Source organism: Streptomyces sp. NPDC002602 (genome assembly GCF_042889445.1).
Classification (GTDB): Bacteria; Actinomycetota; Actinomycetes; order Streptomycetales; family Streptomycetaceae; genus Streptomyces.
Map to the genome: position 1 here is coordinate 74,774 of NZ_JBIAQX010000009.1, position 15,402 is coordinate 90,175.

General features: G+C 69.7%; 14 protein-coding genes. 10 read left to right on the forward strand and 4 right to left on the reverse strand.

Translation table 11 applies throughout. The features are described from left to right. The first annotated feature begins 422 nt into the window (after positions 1–422). From ACFYW3_RS23540 to ACFYW3_RS23580, 9 genes are all read left to right on the forward strand, one after another. Positions 423–701, forward strand: coding sequence for a hypothetical protein (locus ACFYW3_RS23540; protein ID WP_389387212.1), 279 nt, complete (start codon positions 423–425; stop codon positions 699–701). A gap of 186 nt (positions 702–887) precedes the next feature. After that, a complete protein-coding gene (locus ACFYW3_RS23545; RefSeq protein WP_351758237.1) occupies positions 888–1,406 on the forward strand; it encodes a MarR family transcriptional regulator in 519 nt (172 codons plus the stop codon). Positions 1,407–1,655: 249 nt separating this feature from the next. Then, entirely contained in the window at positions 1,656–2,090 is a 435-nt protein-coding gene (locus ACFYW3_RS23550) for a hypothetical protein (protein ID WP_389387214.1), read from the forward strand. 264 nt (positions 2,091–2,354) lie between these two features. Next, positions 2,355–3,206 (forward strand): NmrA family NAD(P)-binding protein, encoded by an 852-nt coding sequence (locus ACFYW3_RS23555; RefSeq protein WP_389387215.1) that lies wholly within the window; start codon positions 2,355–2,357, stop codon positions 3,204–3,206. A gap of 238 nt (positions 3,207–3,444) precedes the next feature. Further along, positions 3,445–3,822: an ATP-binding protein gene (locus tag ACFYW3_RS23560; RefSeq protein ID WP_389387216.1), complete on the forward strand. Its 378-nt coding sequence runs from the start codon at positions 3,445–3,447 to the stop codon at positions 3,820–3,822. Between the two features lie 203 nt (positions 3,823–4,025). Then, a complete protein-coding gene (locus ACFYW3_RS23565; RefSeq protein ID WP_389387217.1) occupies positions 4,026–4,991 on the forward strand; it encodes an LLM class F420-dependent oxidoreductase in 966 nt (321 codons plus the stop codon). 14 nt (positions 4,992–5,005) lie between these two features. After that, complete coding sequence (locus ACFYW3_RS23570) at positions 5,006–5,707, forward strand: HAD family hydrolase (RefSeq protein WP_351758224.1); 702 nt, start codon at positions 5,006–5,008, stop codon at positions 5,705–5,707. A gap of 167 nt (positions 5,708–5,874) precedes the next feature. After that, positions 5,875–7,608 (forward strand): cytochrome c oxidase subunit I, encoded by a 1,734-nt coding sequence (gene ctaD / locus ACFYW3_RS23575; RefSeq protein ID WP_351758221.1) that lies wholly within the window; start codon positions 5,875–5,877, stop codon positions 7,606–7,608. A gap of 14 nt (positions 7,609–7,622) precedes the next feature. After that, entirely contained in the window at positions 7,623–7,970 is a 348-nt protein-coding gene (locus ACFYW3_RS23580; protein ID WP_351758219.1) for a hypothetical protein, read from the forward strand. Positions 7,971–8,011: 41 nt separating this feature from the next. Here ACFYW3_RS23580 and ACFYW3_RS23585 read toward each other — a convergent pair whose 3' ends face one another. After that, positions 8,012–9,973 (reverse strand): acyl-CoA dehydrogenase, encoded by a 1,962-nt coding sequence (locus ACFYW3_RS23585; protein WP_389387218.1) that lies wholly within the window; start codon positions 9,971–9,973, stop codon positions 8,012–8,014. Between the two features lie 765 nt (positions 9,974–10,738). Here ACFYW3_RS23585 and rph point away from each other — a divergent pair. After that, the gene (rph, locus tag ACFYW3_RS23590; protein WP_389387318.1) at positions 10,739–13,348 is read left to right on the forward strand and encodes a rifamycin-inactivating phosphotransferase; all 2,610 of its coding nucleotides are present in this window, start codon (positions 10,739–10,741) and stop codon (positions 13,346–13,348) included. 105 nt (positions 13,349–13,453) lie between these two features. Here rph and ACFYW3_RS23595 read toward each other — a convergent pair whose 3' ends face one another. From ACFYW3_RS23595 to ACFYW3_RS23605, 3 genes are read right to left on the reverse strand one after another with little or no spacing between them, the layout of a single operon-like run. Then, on the reverse strand, positions 13,454–13,888 hold the full coding sequence (locus ACFYW3_RS23595; protein WP_389387219.1) for an arsenate reductase ArsC: 435 nt from the start codon (positions 13,886–13,888) through the stop codon (positions 13,454–13,456). After that, positions 13,881–14,993, reverse strand: a complete 1,113-nt coding sequence (arsB, locus tag ACFYW3_RS23600; protein ID WP_389387220.1) for an ACR3 family arsenite efflux transporter — start codon at positions 14,991–14,993, stop codon at positions 13,881–13,883. Before arsB ends, ACFYW3_RS23595 begins: the two co-directional genes overlap by 8 nt. Next, positions 14,990–15,388, reverse strand: a complete 399-nt coding sequence (locus tag ACFYW3_RS23605; RefSeq protein ID WP_351758211.1) for a metalloregulator ArsR/SmtB family transcription factor — start codon at positions 15,386–15,388, stop codon at positions 14,990–14,992. Before ACFYW3_RS23605 ends, arsB begins: the two co-directional genes overlap by 4 nt. Between the last annotated feature and the right edge of the window lie 14 nt (positions 15,389–15,402).

The window sequence follows — 15,402 nt, forward strand, 5'->3', positions numbered from 1 at the left end:
TCGGGTAGTTGTGTCTTGTTGAACAACGCGGCGTTCGAGAAGGTGCGGGAGCCGGGCAAGAATCTGATCCGTCGGGCCCGCATCGAACGCGTGGGCTGACCCACCGGAGCCCGATCGGAGTATCGGAGTAGCTGAAGCCATGGCCGGGGCGCGGGCACAGCGTCCCGGCCATGGCACGCCGGGTACGGGGTGATCGCGCCGGGGTTGGCCGAGTGCCCGGCCGGCCGGTCCGAACACCGTGTCCCCGGCGATCCGGGGCCACTGTTCGCCGATGCTCTGGCTTCGGGACTCCCCGCGAACGATCGACTCCTGCTGTCGCCCCAAGGTGCAACCGCTCACCAGAGTGGCCACTGAGCGGTGTTGTTCGTCTGCGGCCGTGCTGGGCGATATACCTGCCGACCTTCCGGTACTACGGTGTGCTGATGAGTCTACGGACGTGGATCCGGTCGCAGTGGGGGACGCCGTGGCACTGGGCGATGGGGACGGTCGGGGTCGGTCTGGGTCTGCTCGCCGGCTGGGTGGTCAAGCTGATCACGGGCGATGCCTCACGGATGAGCCTCTACCTGGTAGGGCTGTCCACCCTGGTCTGCGTCTACTGGTGGGCCGACCGACGCTGGAGAGCCCGCCATTCCCCCTACGGCGAGGCCGCGCGCTCCCGGTCGAGTGAGGCCCCCTCGCACCGGGAACCGTTCGGCGACTGATGGGCGATCCGGCGGCACCGACGTCGTCGCGCTGGCTGGTGATCGCGCACGCCGATGGAGGCGAGGGGCGGGTTCCTCGGAGATGCGTGGAAGTCGCACACGAGAGTCCGCCAGTGCCAGTGCCAGTGCCCGGGTCGGAGATCGGGTGCCTTGACAGGGGAAGTGATTAGCCGCCATATTATCTGCATGACGGGGAATGACATCGACGGCGAGGCGCCCACCCTCGACCAGGCCAGGCGTCAGGTCGAGCACTACGGCCTGGAGGTCGATCCACAGGCGGTACTGGTCGCGGTACGGCTGATCTCGGCCGGCGCGAGGGTCGGCCGGATGGCCGAGGCGCACTTCGCCAAGTTCGGCCTGTCGACGGGGCGCTACCGTCTGCTCGCCGACCTGGAGGACCACGGAGGGGAGAAGTCCCCCTCGCGCCTCGCGGTCGACCTCGATGTCTCCCGGGCCACGGTCACCGGCCTGCTGGACGGTCTTGAGCGCGAGGGCCTGATCGCCCGCCGCCCGTCCGTGGAGGATGGTCGGGGCACGGTGGCCGTCCTGACCGCACGCGGCGCGCAGCGCCTGCGCGAGATGGCGCCCGATCACTTCGGGCGGCTCGAGGCGATGGTGGGCGGGCTTTCCGTCGAGGAGCGTGCGGTGTTCCTCGATCTGCTCGCCCGTGTCGTGCGCGGCAGTGCGGCCTTGGTCGCTGACTGACCGGCTTTCGGTCGGTTTGGCCCCGCCTTCGGGCAGGGCTCTTTTTTCGACGTAATAGTTAGCTGCCTAATTATATTGCGGAGGAGGCCTGGCGGAGGAGGCCTGGCGCCCCGACGCCCCTGGCTTCCCGTGCACGAACAGAAACCCGTACGCGAACAGGAAGAGGCCGGCATGCCCGTAACGAAGGACAGGACCAGCCGCAGCCGAGCGCCATCCCGGCCATCCCGGCCGTTCACCTTGTGGCGTGAGGTGCTGACCGCCTACGTCGCTCCCGCGCTGACGGCAGGTGCCGCCGGAGTCGTCACCGGGCAGCGGGACCTGGTCGTGGCCGCCTGCACCTCCATCGCGGGAACCTCCGCCGTGGTGGCGTTCCTGGTCGGCGCCTGGTTGCACCACGGTGGCCGGCCCCGGCGGTGGACCACCACCCTGCCGCGCACCGCCCTGACCATGGCACTCGTGATCATCGCCGTGGGTGCGGCGGGCGCGCTGGGATGGTTCACCGCCCAATGGCTACCCGCCCACACCCCGATCCCCTCCACCCAGTGGCTGGAGCGCCTGCGCATCGACCTGCCCGTCTCCGCAGCCCTCGCCACCACCATCGTCACCCTTCGCTGGCGCACCACCACGCCCCCGGCACAGCCCACCCCGGCACCAGGCCCACCCGCGCCGAGGCCCGGGGCGTGACCGAGCCCAAGCCCGACCGAGCCCAAGCCCGACCGAGCCCGCCCCGGCGGCCCTGGGCCGTCTCTTCCGGGTCTTGCCTGACCCGCGCCGCCCGGCACCGCACCTCGCCGCGTTGTCGAGGCATCCGAGGACGTCCCGTACTCGGGAGCCTCTGCGCCTTGCGATGCACGGCACCGGACGACGCGGGCCTGACCGGCACGATCCGAATGAGACGGCCTGACCGCCGGGAAGTCACCAAGAGATGAGCACACGATGATCGTTGTCATGGGAGCGACCGGAGCAACCGGGAACGCACTGCTCCGCAGCCTCCTCGCACTGGGCGCGCCCGTCCGCGCACTGACCCGCGCTCCGCACAGCCCGATCCCCGGCACGGCCGGCACGCATCAACCCGTCGACGTGCGGTACGCCGACGCCAACGACCCCCACTCCCTGCGCGCCGCGTTCAAGGGCGCCGACCAGCTCTTCCTCGCCATGGCCAACAGCCCCGCACAGGTCACACTCGAAACCCGCGTCATCGACATCGCCGCGCACGCCGGCATCGGACACATCGTCAAGATCTCCGCACCCGCCGCCGAATCCGACTCCCCGGTCGCCATCTCCCGCGGACACCACGCCGTCGAGGACCACCTGCGCGGCAGCGGACTCACCCACACCATCCTGCGCCCCTACGCGTTCATGCAGAACCTCCTGCGCCTGGCCCCCGCGGTCGCCCAGGGCGTCATCCTCGGCACGACGGGCGACGCGCCCTGCAACCACATCGACTGCCGCGACATCGGCGACGTCGCCGCCGCCGCCCTCACCAGGCCCCACATGGCCGGCGGCACCTACTCCCTGACCGGATCCGAAGCGGTCTCCTATCCCGAAATCGCCTCTCGGATAAGCACTCTGACCGGCGATCAAGTCCGCTACGTCAACCTCACCCCGGACGAACTGCGCGAGAACCTCGTCCACCACGCCCACATGCCCACCTGGCTCGCCGACCACGTGACGGAGATCCAGCAACTCGCCATCACCCGGCCCGAGACCCCCAACAGCACCGTCACCGAGATCCTCGGCCGCCCGCCCCGCACCCTCGACGCCTTCCTGCGCGAACACCGCGCGCACTTCAGGCGATAGGGCCCTGAACCACACGCCTTCACGAAGCCGCGAACCGTTCCGCCGTACAAGGCAGAGTTCGGCGCCGCTGCTGCGGCACCCCGACATGCGCGCGAGGCGGTCCGGATCGGGCTGCGGGCGGTGAGCCGGCCCGCAGCGGCGGGGATCGCGGGACGAGCCTGTCGGGTGGGCAGGGAACCGTCGGCCTGGTGTGCTTCGTGGAGGAGAGGAGAAGGCACGGCTGGTGGAGGGAGAGGCGATGCCAGGGACACCACGTCGCGAGGCGGGGCTGAGATGCGAGGACGCGCGGCTGATCGCCCGGGACGTCTTGTCCGCGCACCATGTGGGGACGGCTCTCGTGGACGACGTGCTGTTGGTGGTTTCGGAACTGGTCTCCAACGCGGTCCGTCACGCCGGCGGCGTGACGGACTTCCGCGTGCGGTGTCTCCCGGGTTCGGTTGCGGTCGAGGTGTCGGACGGGTCCACGGCCCACCCGTCCCCGCCTGGTACGCCGGTCGACGTACCAGGAGGGTTCGGTTGGCTCCTGGTCAACCGGATCGCCGACCGTACGGAGATTCGGCCCGAACACGGCGGAAAGACGATCACGGCGTTTCTCCCACTCACCCCCGTCGGCTGAACCGCCGGATTCGGTCCCTCCCGGCAGCCCGCCGGGGGTGGCCGCGCGCGATCGGTGACCCATCGGGGACGACCCACGTACGGGAGGGAGCCGTCGACCTCGCGGCAGACGCGCGCCCTGCCCCGAATCCACGCGGTGGGCCGTATGGAGGCTCGGGAGCGGCACAGGGTTTCGAACCGCCCGATCAAGGCTAGGCGGTGCGTATGGTGCGAATCGGATACACGATGATGACCGAGCAGGCCGGACCGCGCGAGCTGGTGTCCCATGTGGTCGGAGCGGAGCGGGCGGGGTTCGACTTCTCCGTCATCTCGGACCACTCGTTCCCGTGGCTGGAGTCCCAGGGGCACGCCCCCTACGCGTGGAGCGTCCTGGGAGCGGCCGCGCAAGCGACTTCCCGCATCCCGCTCATGACCTACGTGACCTGCCCGACCTTCCGCTATCACCCCGCCGTCATCGCACAGAAGGCGGTCACTCTTCAGATCCTCTCGGAAGGCCGGTTCCGCCTCGGGCTGGGCTCCGGCGAGAACCTCAACGAACACATCGTGGGTGCCGGCTGGCCCGCCGCCCACGTACGCCTGGAGATGCTGGAAGAGGCCGTCGACATCATCCGCCGCTTGTTCACCGGCGAATACGTGAGCCACCACGGCGCCCACTTCGACGTGGAGAACGCGAAGCTGTGGGACCTGCCCGATCAAGCGCCTCCCCTCGGCATCGCCGTCTCGGGTCCCCGCTCCTGCGCGCTCGCCGGCCGGTACGCGGACCTCGTCATCGCCACCGAACCGAAGCGCGACCTGCTGGAGGCCTTCGACACGCACGGCGGCGCCGGTAAACCGAAGGTCGGCCAGCTTCCCGTCTGCTACGACACCGACCGGGACGCGGCCGTCGCCCGGGCCCACGACCAGTTCCGCTGGGCGCTCGGCGGCTGGAAGGTGAACGCCGAACTCCCCGGACCGGCCGGTTTCGACCAGGCCGCCCAGCACACCCGGCCCGAGGACGTCGCCGAGGCCATCCCGTGCGGCAGTGACGTGGAGGCCTTCGTGGAGGCGGTACGCCCGTACGTCGAGGCGGGCTTCACCGAGGTCGCCCTCGTCCAGATCGGTGGCGAGCACCAGGAACCGTTCCTGGAGTGGGCGGAGGCGAAGCTGCTGCCCGCCCTGCGGAACCTGTGACGGGCGGCCGGACCATGAGCACGGACCGCGCCGCCCTCTTCGACGTCGACGGCACCCTCACGGACACCAACCACCTCCATGTCGTCTCCTGGTGGGAAGCGTTGCGCCAGGCCGGGCACCGGATGCCCGCACACGCCGTCCACCGGGCCCTCGGCCTGCCGGGAGAGGACCTGCTCGACCACCTCCTGGGCGATGGCCGCGACCGCTCCGGCGACGAAGGGCTCAGTGCCGCGCACGACACCCTCTACGCCACGTACTTCGAACGGATCCCGTCCTTCGACGCGGCCGCCGATCTGTTGCGCGCCCTGGCGGCGGACGGATGGAAGGTCCTGCTGGTCACCTCGGCCAAGGACAGGGAACTCGATGCCCTGCGCAAAGCCATCGACGCGGACGACGCCATCACCGACACCGCGACCTCCGAGGACGTCGACCGGGGCAAGCCCGCACCCGACCAGGTCCGGCACGCCCTCGGCCTGGCGGGAGTACCACCCGAGCGGGCGGTGTTCGTCGGCGATTCCGTCTGGGACATGCGGGCCGCCACCCGGGCCGGCGTGGCCGCCGTCGGCCTCCTGTGCGGAGGCATCGCGCGGGAGGACCTGGAGGCGGCCGGGGCGATCGCCGTCTACCGAGACCCGGCCGACCTTCTGGCCGGCCTCGAGGGGAGCCCGTTCCCGCGGGTACCCGCGACGCCCGGGCATGGTGACACGGCGCGGTAGCGGCACCGGAGCCCCGCCGAGGCCCCGCGTGCGGCGGGCGGGGGATTCCGGACGGTCCGACGCGCCGTGCGGCGTGCCGGCCGGGCGTCGCGCGGTGCGAGGCGTACACATGGGAAGCGGCGTCAGCCGTACAGCCTCTGTTGGATCCAGAGTTGATGGGGTGCGCGATGGTGACGTCGATCGAACCGGTCACGCCGGTCCCGGTTGCGGGTCGGACTCCAGGCCAGGTGATCGTGTCGTGGTTGACGACGACGGACCACAAGAAGATCGGACACCTCTATCTGATCGCGTCGTTCGGATTCTTCCTGGTCGGCGGCGTACTGGCGTTGCTGCTGCGCGCCGAACTGGCCCGACCGGGCATGCAGATCCTGTCGAACGAGCAGTACAACCAGATCTTCACCCTGCACGGCACCATCATGCTGCTGCTCTTCGCGACCCCGACCTTCGCCGGATTCGCCAACGCGATCATGCCGTTGCAGATCGGGGCTCCCGACGTGGCGTTCCCGCGTCTGAACATGCTGTCGTTCTGGCTGTTCCTCTTCGGCGGCCTGATCGTGCTGGGCAGCCTGCTCACTCCTCAGGGCGCCGCGGACTTCGGCTGGACCGCCTACACACCGCTGAGCAGTGTGGACCGCACCCCGTACATCGGCGGCGACATGTGGATCATGGGCCTGGCGCTGGCCGGCTTCGGCACGATCCTCGGGTCGGTCAACTTCGTCACCACGATCATCTGCATGCGCGGCCCGGGCATGACGATGTTCCGGATGCCGATCTTCACCTGGAACATCCTGCTGACCTCGGTTCTGGTGCTGTTCGCCTTCCCCGTCCTCGCGGCGGCCCTGCTCGTGTTGGAGGCGGACCGCAAGTTCGGTGCTCAGGTCTTCGACGCGTCCAACGGCGGCGCCCTGCTGTGGCAGCACCTGTTCTGGTTCTTCGGGCACCCCGAGGTCTACATCATCGCCCTGCCGTTCTTCGGGATCGTGACCGAGATCTTCCCCGTCTTCTCCCGCAAGCCCGTCTTCGGCTACCTCGGCCTGGTCGGCGCCACGATCGCGATCGCGGGACTCTCGCTCACGGTGTGGGCGCACCACATGTTCGCCACCGGCGCGGTCCTCCTGCCGTTCTTCTCGTTCATGACGTTCCTGATCGCGGTGCCCACGGGGGTGAAGTTCTTCAACTGGATCGGCACGATGTGGAAGGGCTCGATCTCCTTCGAGACACCGATGCTGTGGTCCATCGGCTTCCTGGTCACCTTCCTCTTCGGCGGGCTGACCGGCATCATCCTGGCCTCCCCGCCGATGGACTTCCAGGTCACCGACTCCTACTTCGTCGTCGCCCACTTCCACTACGTGGTCTTCGGAACCGTGGTCTTCGCCACGTTCGCCGGTTTCTACTACTGGTGGCCGAAGATGACCGGCACCATGCTCGACGAACGCCTCGGCAAGATCCACTTCTGGACCCTGTTCATCGGCTTCCACACCACGTTCCTCGTCCAACACTGGCTCGGCGCCGAAGGCATGCCCCGCCGCTACGCCGACTACCTGAACTCGGACGGCTTCACCGCCCTCAACACGTTCTCGACCATCGGCGCGTTCCTCCTGGGCCTGTCCACCCTGCCGTTCCTCTACAACGTGTGGAAGACGGCGACGACCGCTCCCAGGGTCACCGTCGACGACCCGTGGGGCTTCGGTCGCTCGTTGGAGTGGGCCACGTCCTGCCCACCGCCCCGGCACAACTTCGTCACCCTGCCGCGCATCCGCTCCGAATCCCCGGCCTTCGACCTGCACTACCCCGAGGTGGCCGCGCTGGACGCCGCGGGCGGTCAAGGCAAGCGCGACGCGCTGGACGATCCCGGCAACCGTGAGGCACCCGGATCCGACCGCGACATCGCGGCTCAGTAGGGGGTTCGGGCGTGATGAATCAGAACGAGGCGGCAGCGGGCCTGGCCGAACTGGAGGGCTACCTGATGAGCCGCGCCGCGCACCACACCGCGGCAGCGGAAGCGCACGCCTTCGCCGATGAACTTCCCTGGCTGGGAAGGGCGGAGCGCGAGGACGTCGTCCACCTCTACACGGCCCGCCACCTGGCGCGGACCCGCGACGCCCTGCACGAGATCGCCGGCCGCAGCCACGAGCTGAGGCAGGAGTACGCTCACCGCTACCAGCTCCTGCGCCGCCGTTTCGTGGCCCTCGCCCTCCTCGGTGGCACGACCGTCCTCGCCACCGCCCTGTCCATCCTGACGATCGGCCTGAAGCCGCGTTAGAGGGATGGGACGGCCCGAAGGCTGATCCGGGTGCCGCGGGGTCAGCCCACGAGATCCGGCGCCCGGAGCATGGCGGACGGGATGCCCCACGCGTCCACGAGGTCGACCGCGAGGGGGCGCACCTTGCGGCAGAGGTCGTTCACCTCGCGGCTGATGGCCTTGGACCGCTGAACGGTCAGCCGCCCGTGCTCCATGAACCAGGCACGGTCCGCCTCGATCGTCGACAGGGCGAACAGGTCGCACAGGAGGGCGAGCGCCGCCTTCTCGCCCCCTTCGGGCATCGCGCGCACCTTGTCGACGAAGGACTCCGTCACCAGCCGCTCGACGTGTGCGCGCGCGAGCGCGATGACGTGGTCCTGCACCCGCGAGAAAACGGTGCCGGGGTCGCGCTTCTCGTCGATCCCGCGCTTGATCCGCCGGGCCAGTCCGGCGAGCATGTGCTCCTCACGGAACCGGACCATGGCGAGCTGGTACTCGGAGTCGAGCAGGCCGGCTTCGCGGTCCCACTCGTCGCCGCCGGGCAGCAGGTCGCGCACCCGTTCGAGCAGCTTGTGGGCCGAGGTCCGTTCGATGACGGTCTCGACGGCGAGGTTGGTGACGTAGCGGACCATGCCGAGTTGGTCGAGGTCCTCGAACTCGCTCGCGTGATCGGTGAGCAGCCCCTTCGCCACGAGCTGCAGCAGGACGTGATTGTCGCCCTCGAAGGTGGTGAAGACGTCGCTGTCGCTCTTGAGGGCGGCGAACCGGTTGACGGCGAGATAGCCGGCGCCGCCGCACGCCTCGCGGCACTCCTGGACGACCCGGGTGGCGTGCCAGGTGCCGAGAGCCTTGATGCCCGCAGCCTGTGATTCGAGTCGGCGCCGCGCCTGCGCGTCGTCCTCGATGCCGGAGAAGACCTCGTGCAACTGTGTGCGCACGCCGTCCTGCGCGAGGTGCAAGGCGTACGTCCGGGCGATGAGCGGCAGCAGGCGGCGCTGATGCAGGCCGTAGTCGAGGAGTACCTGCTCCCCGGTGTCCGAGGCCGCCTGGAACTGCCGGCGCCGCACGGCGTACTTCGTGGCGATCGTCAGGGCGACCTTGGCGACGCTGATCCCGGCGCCGGCGACGCTGACCCGGCCCTGCACCAGGGTGCCGAGCATGGTGAAGAAGCGTCGGTTGGGGTTGTCGATCGCACTCTCGTAGACGCCCTCGGGGGTGACGTCGGCGAACCTGTTGAGGAGTGCCTCGCGCGGCACCCGCACGCCGTCGAACCAGAGGCGCCCGTTGTCCACACCGTTGAGGCCCATCTTGCGGCCGTCGTCCTCGATCCGGACGCCGGGCGCCGGCCGACCGCCGACCCGGAGGGGGACCACGAAGGCGTGTACGCCGCGGGACCGGCCGTCCACCTCCAACTGGGCGAAGACCACGCCCAGTTCGGCATGGCGAGCCGCATTGCCGATGTAGTCCTTGCGTGCCTGGTCGTCGGGGGTGGTGATGACGAACTCCCCGCTCGCCGCGTCGTACCTCGCGACGGTGCCGAGCGCCTGGACGTTGGAGCCGTGCCCGGTCTCGGTCATCGCGAAGCAGCCCATGAGCTCCCCGGTGATGAGGTCCGGGAGGTAGGCGTCGTGGTGGCGCTCGGTGCCCAGATGCAGGATCGCGCCGCCGAAGAGCCCGAACTGCACGCCGACCTTCACCAGGACCGACAGGTCGCCGAAGGCCAGCGTCTCGAACGCGGCGATCGAGGCCCCGACATCGCCGCCCCCGCCGTACTCGGCGGGAAAGCCCATGCCGGTCTGGCCCGTCGCGGCCATCTTGACGACGATCTCACGCACCCGCTCGCGGAACGCGTCGACGCCGAGCTCGTCGGCCTCTTCGAGGACGGAGGCGTATGTCGCGAGGTTGGTACGGACAAGGTCGCGGATGGCGGCGTACTCGCCGTCGAGCACCTCGGTCAGCGCGCAGACGTCGATCTCGGGCTGCACGTAACCGGTCGCGGAGGTGGAAGCGTTCTCGGTGGCCATGCCGCTCCGCTACCCCGCCGCGAGACGATCAACCGGGGGTCTCACGACGTCGTCCAGTGGAGGGCCCCCGGTCGTGCCGGGGGTGGGGGCGGCCTGGTACGGCCGCATCGTCACCTCGGCCGGTGACCTCGGGCTGGTCGGCGCCGCGCGCCGGATCGGGCCGCGCGGCGGGCAAGGGCGCGGGCGTGCGATTCGCCTGTCCGGGTGGTGGCCGTGTCGGCCGGAATGGCCGCAGCGCGTCCGAGGAGTCCGAGCGGGGCGCCGTTTCCCGCGAAGCTCGTCACTTCCGGCGTACGGCACATGGCAAAGGCAAGGAGATGTCTCTCCTTGCCTCTCCCAAGGTATAGCGCACCGGGGGGCTTGCGGCAAGACCCCGGTCACGGCGCAGAATCATCCGCCGAGGCCGCAACCTGCGGAAATGAGGGCAAGACGTGGGGGTGTTGTGGTCGACGTACGGCGGACGAGGCGACGTCGAGACAGTGGGGGACCGGCGGCGCACGTGTGGGCGCTCGGCGCGGGAGCGCGAGGGCGCCCGCCGCGCGGCCGGGCAGAGAAGCCGGGCAGAGAAGCCGGGCAGAGAAGCCGGGCGGAGAAGCCGGGCGGATCGGCGGAGGGAACGCAGCCAGGGATGCGGATGATCAGGATGATCGGGACGTGCCCGACGAGAAGTTCAACGGGGCCGGTGTCGCCGGTGACTCGGCGGGCCACCCGAGTGCGGCCGGCCATCCCCATGCAACAGGACACGACCGCCTCGGAGGCATCGCAGTGATCGAGCAGTACGTGTGTGATCTCCAGGAGATCGACGAGACGCAGGTAGCGGTTGTCGGAGGCAAGGGCGCGCACCTGGGCGGGCTGTCGCGGATCGAGGGCATCCGCGTGCCGGGTGGCTTCTGCGTGACGACGAACGCCTTCCGGCGGATCTTGGCGCAAGCGCCGTCGATCGACGATCGGCTGGATGAACTGTCGCGCGTGAACCCGGACGACCGGGAGGCGGTCCGCACGCTCAGTGCGCGGATTCGCCGAACCATCGAAGGGATCACCATCCCGGACGAGATCGCGAAGGCGATCACCCGCGAGCTCGGCCGGTTCGGCGAGCGAGCCGCCTACGCCGTCCGTTCCAGCGCGACGGCCGAGGACCTGCCGACGGCTTCCTTCGCCGGCCAGCAGGACACGTACCTGAACGTCGTGGGGCCCGCGGCGATCCTCCGGGACATCAGCCGGTGCTGGGCCTCGCTGTTCACCGAGCGGGCCGTGACCTATCGCCGGCGCCACGGCATCGACGACCGTGCGGTCCACATGGCCGTGGTCGTGCAGCGGATGGTCTTCCCGCATGCCTCCGGCATCCTGTTCACGGCCGACCCCGTCACGGGCAACCGGAAGGTCGCCACCGTGGACGCCGGCTTCGGCCTCGGCGAGGCCCTGGTCTCCGGCCTGGTGAACCCGGACGTCTTCACGGTTCGAGACGACGAAGTCGTCGCCAGGACGATCGCCGCCAAACGGCGTGCCGTTCACGCCCTCCCGACCGGCGGTACGCGGGAAGAGACGATCGACCCGCGGCAGCAGGAGCAGCCGGCGCTGACGGACGCACAGGTCGTGCGGCTGGTGCGGCTCGGGCGGCGGATCGAATCGCACTTCGGCCGCCCGCAGGACATCGAATGGTGCCTGGTCGACGACGGCTTCCGGATCGTTCAGAGCCGGCCGATCACGACGCTGTTCCCCATCCCCGAGACGGGTGACCAGGAGAATCACGTCTACGTCTCCGTCGGCCATCAGCAGATGATGACCGATCCCATGAAGGCCTTGGGGTTCTCCATGTGGCAGTTGACGGCCATGGTGCCGATGCACGAGGCGGGCGGGAGGCTGTTCGTCGACGTCACCGGGCGCCTGGCCTCGCCCGCGACTCGCGCGGGCCTCCTGGACGTCCTGGGGAAGGGCGATCCCCTGGTCAGGGATGCTCTGGAGACCGTCCTCGACCGCGACGATTTCGTCCCGTCGCTCCCGGACACGGTCCCCGGAGCGCCGCCGACCGGCCGTGCGTCCGCCCCGATCGAGAACCCTATCGAGACCGATCCGGCCATCGTCACCGCGTTGATCGAGCGCAGTCGGGTGTCCATCGCCGGCCTGGAACGCGACATCCGGACGAAGACCGGACCGGAGTTGTTCGACTTCCTGCTGGAGGCCTTCGAGGAGCACAAGCGGGTCCTCGGTGACCCGTTGAGCATGCAGGTGATCATGGCGGGCATGGAGGCCACGTGGTGGCTCAACGACATGTTGCAGGAGTGGCTGGGGGAGAAGAACGCGGCCGACACGCTGACCCTGTCCGCGCCCGACAACGTCACGTCTGAGATGGGACTGGCGCTGCTCGACGTCGCGGACGTGATCCGCCCGTATCCGGAGGTCGTGACCTTCCTGCAGGGCGTCGGGGACGAGGGCTTCCTGGACGGGATGGCGAAGCTCGCGGGCGGGAACGAGGCGCGCGAGGCCATCGAGCGCTACCTCGACCGGTACGGCATGCGCTGTGTCGCGGAGATCGACATCACGAGGCCGCGTTGGCACGAGCGCCCCTCGACGCTCGTGCCGGTGATCCTCGACAACGTCAGGAACTTCGAGTCGGGCGCCGCAGGGCTCCGCTTCGAGCAGGGCCGGCAGAAGGCGCTGAAGAAGGAACAGGACGTGCTGTCACGCTTGCGGGCCCTGCCGGACGGGGACCGGAAAGCCGACGAGACCAAGCGGATGATCGACCGGGTCAGAACCTTCATCGGGTACCGGGAGTACCCGAAGTACGGCATCATCAGCCGCTACTTCGTCTACAAGCAGGCCCTGATGGAGGAGGCCCGGCGCCTCGTGCGGGCGAACGTGCTTTCCGAGCAGGAGGACATCTTCCACCTCACGTTCCGGGAACTTCACGAGGTCGTGCGCTCGAACCGGGTGGACCGCCGGCTCATCCGGCAGCGCAAAGACGCGTTCCGCTCGTACCACGCGCTCACACCGCCCCGGGTCCTCACATCGGACGGAGAGGCCGTCACCGGGGCGTACCGGCGCGACGACGCGCCGGCCGGCGCCCTGATCGGTCTACCGGTCTCCGTCGGGACCATCGAGGGACGGGCCCGCGTCATCCTCGACATGGGGAAGGCCGATCTCGAAGCGGGTGACATCCTGGTCACGACCTTCACGGACCCCAGCTGGTCGCCGCTGTTCGTCGGCATCGCGGGCCTGGTCACCGAAGTGGGCGGCTTGATGACCCATGGCGCGGTGATCGCCCGGGAGTACGGTCTGCCGGCCGTCGTGGGTGTGGAGCAGGCCACCAGGAAGATCCGGGACGGTCAGCGGATCCGCGTACACGGAACCGACGGGTACATCGAGATCCTGCCGTGACCGACTCCGCCGGGACGCCCCGTCGGTGGCATCCGAGCGATCGACCCGGCCCGAGGTGAGGCGCGGGCTCCGCCGTGCCGCACGGCGGAGCCGGCCCGGTGACGATCAGTGTCCGGCCGGAGGGGTCTCGGCGGTCAGACTCTCGATCAGGCCCTCGACCAGGACTTTGATCTCGTCGCGGATCGGGCGGACCGCCTCGATGCCCTGACCTGCGGGGTCGTCGAGTTTCCAGTCGAGGTAGCGCTTGCCGGGGAAGACGGGGCAGGTGTCGCCGCAGCCCATGGTGATGACGACGTCGCAGGCTCGTACGGCGTCGACGGTCAGTACCTTCGGAGCCTGGGAGGAGATGTCGATGCCGGCCTCCGCCATCGCGGCGACGGCGGCCGGGTTCACGCCGGCGGCGGGTGCGGAGCCGGCGGAGCCGACCTCGATCCGGTCTCCCGCGAGGTGGGTGAGCCAGGCCGCGGCCATCTGCGAGCGGCCTGCGTTGTGGACGCACACGAACAGCACCGACGGCTTCGGGGCGGGGGTGTCAGACACGGGAGGGTCCTTTCCGGAGGGTGGCGGTCCGCTCGGCCGCCGGGGCGTCGGTGGGGAAGAAGCGGCGGGCGGCGAGCGCGACGTGGACCAGCCCGATGAGGACGGGTACCTCGATCAGCGGGCCGACGACGCCGGCGAGGGCCTGGCCGGAGGTGGCGCCGAAGGTGGCGATGGCGACCGCGATGGCGAGTTCGAAGTTGTTGCCGGCGGCGGTGAACGCCAGTGTCGTCGCTCGCGCGTGGTTCAGACCGACGGCGCGGCCCAGGGCCATCGACCCCACCCACATCAGTGCGAAGTACACCAGCAGCGGCAGCGCGATCCGGGCAGCGTCCAGCGGCTTCGAGGTGATGGCCTCGCCCTGCAGGGCGAAGAGCACCACGATGGTGAAGAGCAGGCCGTACAGGGCGAACGGCCCGATCCTGGGGATCAGCTCGTTCTCGTACCACGTACGGCCCTTGGCCTTCTCGCCCAGGCGGCGGGTGAGGAATCCCGCCAGCAGCGGGATGCCGAGGAAGATCAGTACGGAGCGGGCGATCTCCCACACGGACACGTCCAGGGCCGTCTGCTCCAGGTTGAGCAGGCCGGGCAGGACGGACAGGTGGAACCAGCCGAGCAGGCCGAACGCGAGCACCTGGAAGACGGTGTTGAGGGCAACGAGGACGGCGGCGGCCTCGCGGTCGCCGCAGGCAAGGTCGTTCCAGATGACGACCATGGCGATGCAGCGGGCGAGGCCGACGATGATCAGGCCGGTGCGGTACTCGGGCAGATCCGGCAGGAAGATCCACGCGAGGGCGAACATCAGCGTCGGGCCGACGACCCAGTTCAGCAGAAGCGAGGGCATCAGCAGGCGCCGGTCGCGGGTGACGGTGGAGAGACGGTCGTAACGGACCTTGGCCAGGACCGGGTACATCATCACCAGCAGGCCGAGGGCGATCGGCAGCGATACCCCGGTGACCGTCACCGCCGCGAGCGCGTCACCCAGGCCGGGTACGGCACGTCCCAGACCGAGGCCGGCGGCCATCGCGATCAGGATCCACCCCGCGAGGTGACGGTCCAGGAAGGACAGCCGGGCCGCGACCGGGCCGGCGGCGGGCCCGGTGTTCACGAAGTGGCCTCCGCCGTGTCGGATGTGGCGTCGATCGGCTCGGTGGAGCGGGTCAGAACGGCAGCGAGGCGGTCGGTGGTCTCGGGGATCAGCCGGTAGTAGACCCAGGTGCCGCGCCGCTCGGAGTCGATCAGCCCGGCCTGCTTCAGCAGCTTCAGGTGGTGGGAGATCGTCGGCTGGGACAGCTCGAAGGCAGGGGTCAGGTCACATACGCAGACCTCGCCGCCGGCCCGCGAGGCGATCATCGACAGGAGTCGGATGCGGACCGGATCGCCGAGGGCCTTGAACACCTTCGCCAGCTCGACGGCCTGGTCCTCGCCCATCGGGGCGGCCAGCAGGGTGGGGCGGCAACCGCCCCCGTCCCGGCCCAGTACGGCCAGCTCTTGTTTCGACATGCCTCTATGTTGAC